The organism is Azospirillum sp. A1-3 (assembly GCF_023806445.1).
Classification (GTDB): domain Bacteria; phylum Pseudomonadota; class Alphaproteobacteria; order Azospirillales; family Azospirillaceae; genus Azospirillum.
Window position 1 is genome coordinate 823935 of record NZ_JAMSLU010000002.1, and the last position, 12611, is coordinate 836545.

Below are 12611 nucleotides of genomic sequence, written 5' to 3' on the forward strand. Positions count from 1 at the left end.
TCCGCATGTCTTCGCTGTACCGCATCGGCCAGATCGTCCCCAGCTCCAACGTCACCATGGAAACGGAAATCCCGGCCATGCTGACCGCGCGTCAGGCGATCCGCCCCGAACGCTTCACCTTCCACTCCGCCCGCATGCGGATGAAGACGGTCAAGAAGGAAGAACTGGCGGCGATGGACGCCGAGTCCGACCGTTGCGCCGTCGAGCTGTCGGACGCCCGCGTCGATGTGCTGGGCTATGCCTGCCTCGTCGCCATCATGTCGATGGGCCTCGGCTATCACCGCGACTCCGAAGCACGCCTCGCCCGCAAGACGCTGGAGAACGACGCGCCGGCCCCGGTGGTCACCAGCGCCGGCGCTCTGGTCGACGGGCTGAAGGTGATGGGCGCCAAACGCATCGCCATCGTCGCCCCCTACATGCGCCCGCTGACCGAGCTGGTGGTGGACTATATCCGCGCCGAAGGCTTCGAGGTGCAGGACTGGCGCGCGCTGGAGATCCCCGACAATCTCGACGTCGCCCGCCACGACCCCAACAACCTGCCGGACATCGTCCGCGGCATGAACCTGGACGGCGTGGACGTCGTCGTCCTGTCCGCCTGCGTGCAGATGCCGTCGCTGCCGGTGGTGCCGCGGGTGGAGGCGGAGACCGGCAAGCCGGTGCTGACCGCCGCCATCGCCACGACCTACGCCATGCTGAAGGCGCTGAAGCTGGAGCCGATCGTGCCCGGCGCCGGCGCCCTGCTGTCCGGCGCCTACTGAGGAGCGGCCCCATGACCGACGGGCAGAGCGCATCCGACAATTACAAGGGCGTCTGGGGCAACCGGATCGGCTTCGGCGAGCGGCCGGCCCTGCTGGTGATCGACTTCATGCAGGGCTACACCACCGAAGGCGCGCCGCTCTACGCCCCCGGCGTGGTGAGCGCGGTGGCGGAGACGGTGGACCTGCTGGACGCCGCCCGCCGCGCCGGCATTCCGGTCGTCCACACCAACATCCGCTACCATCCCGGCCATTTCGCCGATGGCGGCATGTGGGTGCGCAAGGCCCCGGTGATGAAGGACATGGTGGAGGGCAATCCGCTCGCCGCCTTCTGCCCGGAGGTTACGCCGCGATCCGACGAGGTTGTGATCTCCAAGCAGTATGCCAGCGCCTTCTTCGGCACCAGCCTCGCCCCGATGCTGCATGCGATGGGCGTCGATACGGTGGTGCTGACCGGCTGCTCGACCAGCGGCTGCATCCGCGCCAGCGCTGTCGATGCGGTCCAGCACGGTTTCCGCACCATCGTCGTGCGCGAGTGCGTCGGCGACCGCCACGACCGTCCGCACGAGGCCAACCTGTTCGACATCGACAGCAAATACGGCGATGTGGTCAGCAAGCAGGAGGTGCTCGACCGGTTCGGCCGGTGAGGCACCGGCAGAATCCCCTCTCCCCCCCGGGGAGAGGGTTAGGGTGAGGGGGATGCGCGGCGAGGATCTTCAAAAGTCGCACACCTTCGCACTCTGATGAATCCACGCCATGGCTCCCCCTCACCCCGACCCTCTCCCCGGGGGGGGGGAGAGGGGGAGGGACAGTTCAGGACCAATAATAAAAAGAAAACCGGGACCGACACCCGGCGCCGCACCCGAGACAGGCGGCGCCGGCATGCAAAAACAGGACGGGTTCACAACGCGATCAGCGTAAGGAGACAAACAGCATGTCCTATGCCCAGACAACAACGGCGAATGCGGCGCTCGGCGCGGCGCAGTCCGTCGATGCGGATCAGCTTTATAAGAAGATCACCTGGCGCCTCATCCCCTTCCTCTGCTTCTGCTATCTGGCGGCCTATCTGGATCGCATCAACATCGGCTTTGCCAAGCTGCAGATGATGGGTGACCTCCAGTTCAGCGAGGCGGCCTATGGTCTGGGCGCCGGCCTGTTCTTTGTCGGCTACATCCTGTTCGAGGTGCCGAGCAACCTCGTGCTGACCAAGGTCGGCGCGCGGCTGTGGATCGCCCGCATCATGATTACCTGGGGCCTGTTGTCGGCCGCCACCATGCTGGTCTCCACCCCGACGCAGTTCTACATCGTCCGTTTCATGCTGGGCGCTGCCGAGGCCGGCTTCCTGCCGGGCGTGCTCTATTACCTGACGCTGTGGTTCCCGACCTACCGCCGCGGCCGCATCATGGCGCTGTTCGTCATCGGTCTGCCGCTGTCCAGCGTGATCGGCGGCCCGCTGTCGGGCTGGATCATGAGCCATTTCGACCATGTCCAGGGCCTGCGCGGCTGGCAGTGGCTGTTCCTGCTGGAATCGATCCCCAGCGTGCTTCTCGGCTTCCTGACCTTCGTGGCGCTGCCCAACTCTTTCCGCGATGCCAAGTGGCTGTCGGGCGATGAGAAGGCCCGGATTGCCGCCGATCTGCACGGCGACGATTCGGAAACCAAGCATGCCGGCCACAGCTTCAAGGAAGGGCTGCTGAACCTGAAGGTCTGGATGCTGGGCGGCATCGATTTCGCCATCCTGCTGACCGCCTACGCCATCGGCTTCTGGCTGCCCACCTTCATCCGCAAGACCGGCGTGGTCGATCCGTTCCACATCGGTCTCTTGACGATGATCCCCAATATCCTGGCCGTGATCGGCATCCTGCTGATCGGCGCCAGCTCCGACCGGATGCGCGAGCGGCGCTGGCACATCATCGTTCCCTTCCTGGCCGCCTCGGCCGCCATGGCGGCCAGCACCTTCTTCGCCGAGAACCTCGTTGCCACCGTGGCGCTGTTCACCATCGCGTCGGTCGGCGTGCTGGGTCCGCTTCCGGCCTATTTCAGCCTGCCGGCCACCTTCCTGAAGGGCACGGCGGCGGCCACCGGCTTCGCCATGGCGATCTCGCTCGCCAGCATCGCCGGGCTGGTCAGCAACTCGCTGATCGGCATCGTCATCGACCTGACCGGCAGCAGCAACGCCGCCCTGTGGTTCTTCTCCGGCTGCCTGGTGATCGGCGCTCTGCTGGTCTACGCCCTGCCGCCGAAAGTGGTGAATCGCTGACCAAATGGTGTAGCACGTAAACCATATGTGAAAGTCTGAATGGAATAATCTTGCAGTCGGCCCGGCCGGCGTCTCACCAGCGGGTGGGGCGCCGGCTCGGCCGTTCCGACAAGGCCAATCCAGCAAGACGCCAGACGCCGAGGGACGAGAGAGACATGATTTCCGCATTGCGTGGTATCCGGGGGCGCCTGTTGCTGCTGCCCCTGATCACCGTCCTGGCGCTGGTCGGCGCCGGGGCCATGACCGCCAAGACGCTTGGCACCGTGATGATGGAGGAGCGCCAAGCCCGCGCCCGCGTCGCGGTGGAGATGGTGACCTCCATCATCGAACGGTTCGAGCAGCGGGCCGCCTCCGGCGAACTGCCGGTCGCCGACGCGCAGAAGCTGGCGCTCGACATCGCGCGGTCGGCCCGCTACGACGGGTCGGAATATGCGCTGATCCTCGACCGCAAGGGCAACATCCTGGCCCACCTGAACCCGCAGGTCGAAGGCAAAGCGATGTGGGACAGCACCGACAAGAGCGGCCGGCTGTTCGTCCGCGACGAGATCAAGGCCGCCGAATCCGGCGGCGGCTATTCCTCATTCTCCTTCCCCAAGCCTGGTTCCAGTGATCCGGTGGAGAAATCCGCTTATTCGAAGCTGACCAAGGGTTGGGGCTGGGTAGTTAGTTCCGGTGTCTATCTCGACACGGTGGCCGCCGCGCGCCTGCAGACCATGCTGAACATCGCCGCGGTGATCGCGGTGCTGGCGGCGGTCAGCCTCGGCCTTGCCGTGTGGATCGGCCGGCGCATCACAACGCCGATCCTGCAGCTGACCCAGGCCACCAACCGCATCTCCACCGGTGACCTGTCCGTCGCGATCAACCACCAGGACCGCAAGGACGAGGTCGGCACGCTGGCCCGCGCGCTGGAGGAGTTCAAGCGCAACGGGCTGGAAGTCCGCCGTCTCCAGGCGGAAGCCGAAGCGCAGAAGGACCGCACCGAGGCCGAACGCCGCGCCGCCCTGCTCGACATGGCCGCCCAGTTCGAGGCGCGCGTGATGGGCATGGTTGCCGCCGTCGCCGCCGCTGCGCATGAGATGGAGAAAACCGCCTCCGGCATGGCCACCGCCGCCGACCGCTCCGGCACCCAAGCCGATGCAGTGTCGCAAGCGTCCGAACAGGCCAGCAGCAACGTCAACACCGTCGCCGCCGCGACGGAGGAACTGTTCGCCTCCATTGCCGAGATCGGCCGTCAGGTGACCATGTCCACCAGCGTCGCCGGCCGTGCGGTGGATGAAGCCACGAAGATCGACGGCATGATCCAAAGCCTGGCGTCCGCCGCCCAGGAGATCGGGCAGGTGGTGGAACTGATCAACGCCATCGCCGGTCAAACCAACCTGCTGGCGCTGAACGCCACCATCGAAGCGGCCCGCGCCGGCGAGCACGGCAAGGGCTTCGCCGTCGTCGCCTCGGAGGTCAAGGCGCTGGCCAACCAGACCGCAAAGGCCACCGAAGACATCCAGGCCAAGGTGCAGGAAATCCAGCAATTCACCGGGAATACGGTGACGGCGGTGCAGGGCATCGGCAGCACCATCACCTCGGTCAGCGACATCGCCACCGCCATCGCGTCTGCGGTGGAGCAGCAGAGCGCCGCCACCAAGGACATCGGCGCCAACATCCAGCAGGCCGCCCGCCACACGGCGGAGGTCAACAGCAACATCGCCGGCGTCGCCCAGACCGTCGGCCAGACCGGCAGCGCCGCGTCGGGTGTGCTGTCCGCCTCCAGCGGTCTGGTCCGCGAGACGGTCAGGCTGCGCAGCGAGGTCGAGGACTTCCTGTCGACCGTCCGCGCCGCCTGATCGGAGGCCTCAGCGGGCGGGGAGAGCACGATGTCGACGAAAGCCCGCCCGCGAGCGGCATCGCCCTTTGCCATCACGGTGATGCCGCACTTCGCACCATCGTCGCCCATGCCGGCACTTGGCCGGTGTTCTGCCGCTGGATGGGTGTCGACGTCGTCCTGCTGTGGCCGCCCGACCCGTCGCCTGCGACCCTGACGGGGGGCGGCCGTCGCTCCCGGAACCCGCAGACCCGCGCAAAACAGGAGTCGCCAAACAATCCGTCCTTGTCATAGTATGCTAGTCGATATCTGTCCGACGTCACGCCAAGGGGCCGCGGCTGGGTTTCAGCGGGTCCCGACGTGATGGAGCGGGCCGGAGCAATGGCGCTCCAATCTGGGCCGAACGCCCTGATTGGGGCTTTTTTTGTTTTAATTTCAGCCGGATAATCACCGGTTGGCCTGGGCGCGGATTACGGCTGCGAGTTCGACGAAGAGGTGGATGCAGATGGATTGTACCCCCAAGACCGGTGAACCGTGGAGAGTCGGCGTGCTGTTCTCGCAGACCGGAGTAACGGCGGGAATCGAACGCACCCAGCTTCAGGGCACACTGATGGCGATCGAGGAGATCAATGCCGGCGGTGGGGTCAACGGCCGGGAGATCCTGCCGATCGTCCAGGATCCGCAATCCGATCCGGCGGTGTTCGCGGCTCTCGCCGAGCGGCTGATGACCGAGGAGCGGGTCAGCGTCCTGTTCGGCTGCTACATGTCGAGCACGCGCAAGGCGATCCTGCCGGTGGTGGAGCGGCGCAACGGGCTGCTGCTCTATTCGACCCTCTACGAGGGGTTCGAATGCTCGCGCAACGTCATCTACACCGGCGCCGCCCCCAACCAGAACGGCCGCCAACTGGCCGACTATCTGACGCGGGAATATGGCAGCCGCGTCTATATGGTGGGGTCGGACTACATCTATCCCTATGAATCCAGCCGGATCATGCGGGAGCTGGTGCTCCAGCGGTCGGGCAAGATCCTCGCGGAGAAGTATCTGCCGCTGAATGCGACGCAGAAGGCGTTCGCCCCGGTCATCCGCGACATCCGGCGCAAGGAGCCGGACTTCATCTTCTCCACGGTGGTCGGTGCCGCCACCGCCCATCTCTACCACGCCTATGCCGAGGCTGGGTTCGATCCGGCGCGGATGCCGATTGCCAGCCTGACCACCAGCGAGGCGGAAATCAGCGACATCGGCGTCGCCGCCTCGCGCGGGCACGTCACCGCCGCTCCCTATTTCGATTCCATCGACAGCGAGGCGAACCGCCGTTTCGTCGCCCGCTACCGCGAGCGGTTCGGGGAGCATGAACGGACCAACGCGTCGTGCGAGGCCGCCTATTTCCAGGTCCACCTGTTCGCCCAGGCTCTGCGCATCGCCAACTGCATGGACACCGACCGGCTGCGCGACGCCATCTTCGGTCAGGAGTTCGATGCGCCCCAGGGGCGGGTGCGGATCGATCCCGACAACAACCACACCTACCTGTGGCCGCGCGTCGGCCGGGTCGATGCGGATGGCCGGTTCGAGATCGTTGCGGAGTCGCTGGTCGCGATGAAGCCCGATCCCTATCTGGTGGATCACAACGTTGCCGGCGAGGCGGACATCCGCCGGCGGCGGCAGGCTACGGTCTGACTGCAAACGGGGCAAACGCCGCATGTCGATCAACCTGCTCCGCGACATCCGTTCCTTTCGCGTCGTGGTCATCCACCCGCAGGACGCCGAGGCGGAGGAGCTGTTGCGCCAGCTCCACCGCATCGGCTGCCAGGCCCGAGCCGAATGGCCGCCGCCCAAGGACCGCCCCAGCGGTGTCGATCTGATCTTCCTCGACATGACTCAGCTGCTGTCGGGGCAGGGACGGCTGTCCTGGTCCACCGCCGACGAAGGACCACCGATCGTCGCCGTGCTCGATTATGAAAGCCCGACCGTACTCAAGGCCCTGGTCGATTATGGGGTGCGCGGCTTCGTCAGCAAGCCGATCCGCGCCTTCGGCCTGCTGACCACCATGTTCATGGCCCACCGTGCCGCAGAAGGGGAGCGCGGCATGCGCAAGCGCCTCCAGAAGGTCGAGCAGCGGCTGGACGGCATCAAGAAGGTGAGCAAGGCCAAGGCGATCCTGATCGAGCAGCGGCGGATCACCGAGGAGGAGGCCTACCGCTTCATCCGCGAACGCGCCATGGCCCGGCGGACGACCATCGAGGCGGTCGCCGCCGCCATCATCGACGCCAGCGAAATGCTTATGGCGGAAAATCCGACTCGCTGATCATTTTTGATATTGACGATAAGGCGGTGGGATGTGCATCTTACTAAGCAAGTGAAGCAAATCGCTCGCGTCCGCCAATGATGTCGGATCGACGGGCAGGCGATGAAGCCCCTGAAGGTGTGAAAGCCTTGCTGGGGTTTTTTTGTGTTTGAACCTAACGTACCGACGCGCACTCCGGCACCACAGATGCGAGGGAGGCCGATGGGCAGGTTTGTGCAGGGATAAGTCCGACCGTTCAATCCTTATGGACCGACGCGGCAACACTCTTGTCGCGCAACGGATCCTTTTACCCGGCGCTCGATCCATTCGAGGCCGGCAGGAACAGTACTGGATAATCGACGCCACCATTCATTGAATATTTTAAAATCAGCTCACGCACCTTGAGACCGCACCAGGCACACCCCCGCCGATGACGCCGGGAGTTGCGCCGAGGCAATGAAGCCCCAGCAGGCCGCCGGCCTGAATGGGGCTTTTTTTGTGCGCTCTCCTGTCTGTGCCGAAGAACCAGCAAGAACAGGCAAACGAGGAGGAAACACGTCATGACCTTCACACGGCGTAATTTTCTGAAATCGACGGCAGTCGCCGGGCTGGCCGGATCGGTCGGCTTCCCGCACATCTGGATAAAGGACAGCGGCGTCGCCTGGGCGGCGAACGGCGAGATCAAGGTCGGCGTCCTCTTCTCGCTGACCGGCACCACCGCGGTCGTCGAGAAGTCGATGCACAACGCCACCCTGATGGCCATCGACGAGATCAACGCTGCCGGCGGCATCAACGGGATGAAGCTGACCGCGGTCGTTGAGGATCCGGCCTCCGACCCCGCCACCTTCGCCGACAAGGCCAACAAGCTGGTGCTGAACGACAAGTGTGTCAGCGTCTTCGGCTCCTACACCTCCGCCTCGCGCAAGGCGGTGCTGCCGGTCTTCGAGAAGCGCAAGAACCTCTACTGGTACCCGACGCTCTATGAAGGCCGCGAGTGCTCGAAGAACGTCATGTACACCGGGGCGGTGCCCAACCAGCAGCAGAAGGAGTTCATTCCCTGGCTGGTCAAGACCTTCGGCAAGAAGTTCTATCTGATCGGCTCCAACTACATCTATCCCAAGGAAGAAAACAACGTCTGCAAGATCCTGCTGAAGGAGCTGGGCGGCGAGGTGGTCGGCGAGGAATATGTGCCGCTCGGCCATTCGGAGTTCGGCTCGGTGCTGAACAAGCTCCGCGAAACCAAGCCGGACGTGATCTTCTCCACCGTGGTCGGCGACAGCGTGATCGCGCTGCACAAGCAGTACAAGGCGGCGGGTTTCAACCCGGACAAGATGCCGATGGCCAGCCTGACCACGTCGGAGGTGGAGATCGCGGCGATGGGCGGCGAGTACGCCGCCGGCCACTTCACCTCCGCCCCGTACTTCATGGGCCATCAGTCCAAGGAGAACGAGGTCTTCGTCGAAAATTACCAGAAGCGCTTCGGCAAGGATTCGGTGACGCACTTCGTGTCGGAGGCGGCGTATTTCCAGATGCACCTGTTCCGCAAGGCGGTCGAGAAGATCGGCAAGGGCGACATCACCCCCATCGCCGTCCGCGACGCCACGGCGGGGCTGGAGATCATGGCGCCGCAGGGCAAGGTGAAGGTCGATGGCGACAACCTGCACTGCTACCTGTGGCCGAAGATCGGCCAGGCCCAGGCCGACGGCCAGTTCAAGGTCATCCAGCAATCGTCGGATTGGGTGAAGCCGGAGCCCTATTGGGCCTATCCGGGCCAGAGCTGCACCAAGGACGGTCTAAAGGGTGCGTGAGCAATAGAACGGGCAGGGGAGGGCGTCGCCCGACGCCTTCCCCGTCGGAGGGGCTTATGGATATTTTCTTCGGTCAACTCTTCACCGGGCTCAGCATCGCTTCGATCCTGCTGCTGGTGGCGCTCGGGCTTGCGATCATCTACGGCGCGATGGGGGTCATCAACCTCGCCCATGGCGAGTTCGTCATGCTGGGCGCCTATGGCACCTGGTTCCTCCAGTCGCAGTTCGGCCTGCCGCTGATCCCCTGCCTGCTGCTGGTGTTCTTCATGGTAGCGGCGGCCGGCTGGGTGGTCGAGAGCACGGTGGTCCGCTTCCTCTACCACCGGCCGCTCGACACCATCCTGGCGACCTGGGGCATTGGCATCATGCTGCAACAGGCGGTGCGCCTGTCCGCCGGTGCCGAACTGCGCTACGTCCAGACGCCGGAGTTCCTGTCCGGCAGCATCGACATCGCCGGGGTCGGCGTCCCCAGCTACCGCCTGTTCATCCTGGCGCTGACCGCCGCCCTTCTGGCGCTGACCTGGTTCATCATCCAGCGGACCGAGTTCGGCATGAAGCTGCGCGCCGTCACCCAGAACCGCGAGATCGCCAGCTGCTACGGCATCAACAGCGCCAGGATCTACAGTCTGACCTTCGCCTTCGGCTCCGGCCTTGCCGGGCTGGCCGGCGCGCTGGTGGCGCCGATCAAGAGCGTGGCGCCGGACATGGGCACCAACTTCGTGGTCGATGCCTTCATGGTGGTGGTGGTCGGCGGCGTCGGCAGCCTGATCGGCACGGTGGTCAGTTCCGGCCTGCTCGGCAGCGGCACCGCCGGCATCGCCTTCCTGCTGAACGACACGCTGGCCAAGGCGCTGGTCTTCCTGGCGGTGGTGGTCCTGATCCGCTTCCGTCCGCAGGGTCTGTTCGTCGATCAGCGGCGCCGGTGAGGAGGGCCAAGGCGATGACCAGTGTCCAGTTCCCCGACGACCAACCTTCCAACCTCCGCCAACCCGATCTCCGTCAACCCGATCTCCGTCACGGGGCCAGTCCCCCGGTCAGTCCCGTCGCCCGGAGCCCGCTTATGTCGAAATCGACCCTGTCGCGCAGCAAGCCGTATGCGCAGTTCGCAGCCTATCTCCTGTTCTGCGCCGTCATCCTGGCGGTTCCCAGCTTCGTCACCGACGCCTTCCTCTTGAACAAGTTCGCCCGCTATCTGGCGCTTGGCCTCGCCGCCGCCGCGCTGGCTTTGAGTTGGGGCTATGCCGGCATCCTCAATCTGGGGCAGGGGGTCAGCTTCGGCATCGGCGCCTATGCCATCGCCATGCATCTGAAGCTGAAGACCAGCCCGGTCCATACCGGCTCGGCCGGCCTGCCGGACTTCATGGTGTGGAACAACCTCGATCACCTGCCCTGGTTCTGGCAGCCCTTCCATTCCAGCCTGTTCGCTGTGCTGGCCGGCATCCTGGCCCCGGTGGTGGTGGCGCTGCTGCTGGGGTCCTTCATGTTCCGCGCCCGGATCGCCGGGGTCTATGTCGCCATCATCACGCTCGCCATGCTGGCGGTGGTCAACCTGCTGTTCATCGACCAGCAGGCCTACACCGGCGGCTTCAATGGCATCACCGATCTGGCGTGGCTGGAGGTCGGCAGCATCACCTTCGATCCCTACAGCCCGGCCTTCTACTATCTGTCCGCTGGGGCACTGTCGCTGTGCCTGCTGCTCGGCCTCGCCTTCACCCGCAGCAAGGCCGGGCTGATCCTCCAGGCCATCCGTAACGATGCCGACCGGGTGCGCTTCTTCGGCTACGACGTCGCCGCCTACCAGTCGCTCGCCTTCGCGGTGTCGGCCGGCATGGCGGGGGTGGCGGGCATGCTCTACGCCATGGTGCTGGAATTCGCGTCGCCCACCTTCATGGGGGTGCCGCTCAGCCTGTCGATGGTGATCTGGGCGGCGGTCGGCGGGCGCGGCTCGCTGCTGGGGGCCGCCATCGGCGCCATCCTGGTCAACTTCATGCAGGGCAGCCTGTCCGAGAGCTTCCTCGACACCTGGCAGCTCATCCTCGGCGGCATGTTCATCCTGGTGGTGGTCTTCCTGCCCAACGGGTTGTCGAGCCTGATCGGCATCCTGTCGGACCGCCTGACCCGCCCGGCCCAGCCCGCACCGGCCTCCGCCCTTGCCGATGCGCCGCACGCCCGCCGCAAGCTGAGCTGAAGGAGACGACCGACATGGGCTATCTCGAACTCCACGGCCTGGAAGTCAGCTTCGACGGCTTCAAGGCGGTCAACGGCCTGGATCTGGCGGTCGAGCGCGGCGAGCTGCGCTGCCTGCTGGGCGCCAACGGGGCCGGCAAGTCCACCACCCTGGACCTGATCTGCGGGCGCACCCAGCCGACCGGCGGGCGCATCCTGCTCGACGGGCAGGACATCACCCATGCGCCGGAATATCGGCGTGCCCGCCACGGGGTGGGCCGCAAGTTCCAGGTGCCCAGCGTGTTCAAGGAATTGACGGTGCGTGAAAATCTGGAGGTGGCGCACTCCCGGCTTCCCAGCCCGGCCCGGACCATCCGGCTGTTCCCCGGCATCCGCCTCAACCGGCGCATCGCCGAGGTGCTGGAGATCGTCGAACTGGCCGACGAACTGGACACCAGGGCCGCCTTCCTGTCGCATGGCCAGACGCAATGGCTGGAGATCGCCATGCTGCTGGTCCAGGACAGCGCCCTGATCCTGATGGACGAGCCGACCGCCGGCATGACCATCCAGGAGACCGGCAAGACCTCGCGCATCTTCCAGCGGCTACGCGGCCGGCACACGCTGATCGTGGTCGAGCACGACATGGGCTTCGTCCGCGAAATCGCCGAGACCATCACCGTGCTGCACCAGGGCAAGCGCCTTTCCGAAGGATCGATCCGCCATGTGGAGAACGATCCCAAGGTGCGCGAAGCCTATCTCGGAAGCGGGGGCATCTCCCATGCTTGACATGACCGACGTCTATTCCTTCTACGGCAGCAGCCCGGTGTTACAGAATGTCAGCTTCGCGGTGCCCAAGGGCAGCCTGCTCAGCGTGCTGGGCCGCAACGGGGTGGGGAAAACCACGCTGATGCGGACCATCATGGGGCTGACCGACCGGGTCACCGGCTGGATCGGGCTGGGTGGCAGCGACATCCGGAGCGAGCCGACCCACCGCCGCGCCGGCCTCGGCATCGGCTATGTCCCGCAGGGGCGCGGCATCATCGGTAAATTCACCATCCGCGAGAACATTCTGATGGGCACCTTCGCCCGTCCGGACGGCAAGCGCGAGATCCCGCCCCTGGTGTTCGAGATGTTCCCCTATCTGCGGGACAATCTGAACCGCAAGGGCGGCGACCTGTCCGGCGGGCAACAGCAGCAGCTGGCGATTGCGCGGGCGCTGGCGGCAAATCCGCAGGTCCTGCTGCTGGACGAACCGACCGAGGGCATCCAGCCCAACATCGTCGAGCAGATCCAAAACGTGATCATGACCCTGAACCGCCAGTACGGCATCACCGTCGTGCTGGTCGAACAGAACGTGACGTTCGCCCGGCAGGCCTCCGACCATTTCCTGATGCTCGATAAGGGGCGGGTTGCCGCCCACGGGCTGACGGAAAGCCTGACCGACGATCTGGTGCACCGGCACATGGCGGTTTAGGCCGCAGTTCCGGTCCCATTCCTCCTAACCCCGAAACAAGGGGTTCGCCG

The 12611-nt window shown here is 65.3% G+C and carries 11 protein-coding genes; all 11 read left to right on the plus strand.

The annotated features are described in order from the left end of the window. Positions 1-5: 5 nt before the first annotated feature. A complete protein-coding gene (locus M5E06_RS17230; RefSeq protein ID WP_502801988.1) occupies positions 6-758 on the plus strand; it encodes a maleate cis-trans isomerase family protein in 753 nt (250 codons plus the stop codon). 11 nt (positions 759-769) lie between these two features. Then, complete coding sequence (locus M5E06_RS17235) at positions 770-1402, plus strand: N-carbamoylsarcosine amidohydrolase (protein WP_252139211.1); 633 nt, start codon at positions 770-772, stop codon at positions 1400-1402. 287 nt (positions 1403-1689) lie between these two features. Beyond that, on the plus strand, positions 1690-3015 hold the full coding sequence (locus M5E06_RS17240; RefSeq protein WP_109154291.1) for an MFS transporter: 1326 nt from the start codon (positions 1690-1692) through the stop codon (positions 3013-3015). 191 nt (positions 3016-3206) lie between these two features. After that, entirely contained in the window at positions 3207-4853 is a 1647-nt protein-coding gene (locus tag M5E06_RS17245) for a methyl-accepting chemotaxis protein (RefSeq protein WP_252139212.1), read from the plus strand. Positions 4854-5336: 483 nt separating this feature from the next. Next, positions 5337-6506 (plus strand): transporter substrate-binding domain-containing protein, encoded by a 1170-nt coding sequence (locus tag M5E06_RS17250; RefSeq protein WP_252139213.1) that lies wholly within the window; start codon positions 5337-5339, stop codon positions 6504-6506. A 22-nt stretch (positions 6507-6528) separates the two neighbouring features. Further along, on the plus strand, positions 6529-7134 hold the full coding sequence (locus M5E06_RS17255; protein ID WP_109154289.1) for an ANTAR domain-containing response regulator: 606 nt from the start codon (positions 6529-6531) through the stop codon (positions 7132-7134). 539 nt (positions 7135-7673) lie between these two features. Then, the gene (locus M5E06_RS17260; protein ID WP_252139214.1) at positions 7674-8921 is read left to right on the plus strand and encodes a transporter substrate-binding protein; all 1248 of its coding nucleotides are present in this window, start codon (positions 7674-7676) and stop codon (positions 8919-8921) included. Positions 8922-8977: 56 nt separating this feature from the next. Beyond that, on the plus strand, positions 8978-9847 hold the full coding sequence (gene urtB, locus M5E06_RS17265; RefSeq protein ID WP_109075073.1) for an urea ABC transporter permease subunit UrtB: 870 nt from the start codon (positions 8978-8980) through the stop codon (positions 9845-9847). Between the two features lie 134 nt (positions 9848-9981). Continuing rightward, on the plus strand, positions 9982-11109 hold the full coding sequence (gene urtC, locus M5E06_RS17270; RefSeq protein WP_252139215.1) for an urea ABC transporter permease subunit UrtC: 1128 nt from the start codon (positions 9982-9984) through the stop codon (positions 11107-11109). Positions 11110-11123: 14 nt separating this feature from the next. Continuing rightward, positions 11124-11873, plus strand: a complete 750-nt coding sequence (urtD, locus tag M5E06_RS17275) for an urea ABC transporter ATP-binding protein UrtD (protein ID WP_252139216.1) — start codon at positions 11124-11126, stop codon at positions 11871-11873. Further along, positions 11866-12561, plus strand: a complete 696-nt coding sequence (gene urtE, locus M5E06_RS17280) for an urea ABC transporter ATP-binding subunit UrtE (RefSeq protein ID WP_109075076.1) — start codon at positions 11866-11868, stop codon at positions 12559-12561. Before urtD ends, urtE begins: the two co-directional genes overlap by 8 nt. The last annotated feature ends 50 nt before the right edge of the window (positions 12562-12611 follow it).

Coding starts and splice junctions, on each gene's coding strand:
- urtC (WP_252139215.1), top strand. CDS start 9,982: ATGTCGAAATCGACCCTGTCGCGCAGCAAGCCGTATGCGCAGTTCGCA.
- M5E06_RS17235 (WP_252139211.1), top strand. CDS start 770: ATGACCGACGGGCAGAGCGCATCCGACAATTACAAGGGCGTCTGGGGC.
- M5E06_RS17255 (WP_109154289.1), top strand. CDS start 6,529: ATGTCGATCAACCTGCTCCGCGACATCCGTTCCTTTCGCGTCGTGGTC.
- M5E06_RS17250 (WP_252139213.1), top strand. CDS start 5,337: ATGGATTGTACCCCCAAGACCGGTGAACCGTGGAGAGTCGGCGTGCTG.
- M5E06_RS17230 (WP_502801988.1), top strand. CDS start 6: ATGTCTTCGCTGTACCGCATCGGCCAGATCGTCCCCAGCTCCAACGTC.
- urtB (WP_109075073.1), top strand. CDS start 8,978: ATGGATATTTTCTTCGGTCAACTCTTCACCGGGCTCAGCATCGCTTCG.
- urtE (WP_109075076.1), top strand. CDS start 11,866: ATGCTTGACATGACCGACGTCTATTCCTTCTACGGCAGCAGCCCGGTG.
- M5E06_RS17240 (WP_109154291.1), top strand. CDS start 1,690: ATGTCCTATGCCCAGACAACAACGGCGAATGCGGCGCTCGGCGCGGCG.
- M5E06_RS17260 (WP_252139214.1), top strand. CDS start 7,674: ATGACCTTCACACGGCGTAATTTTCTGAAATCGACGGCAGTCGCCGGG.
- urtD (WP_252139216.1), top strand. CDS start 11,124: ATGGGCTATCTCGAACTCCACGGCCTGGAAGTCAGCTTCGACGGCTTC.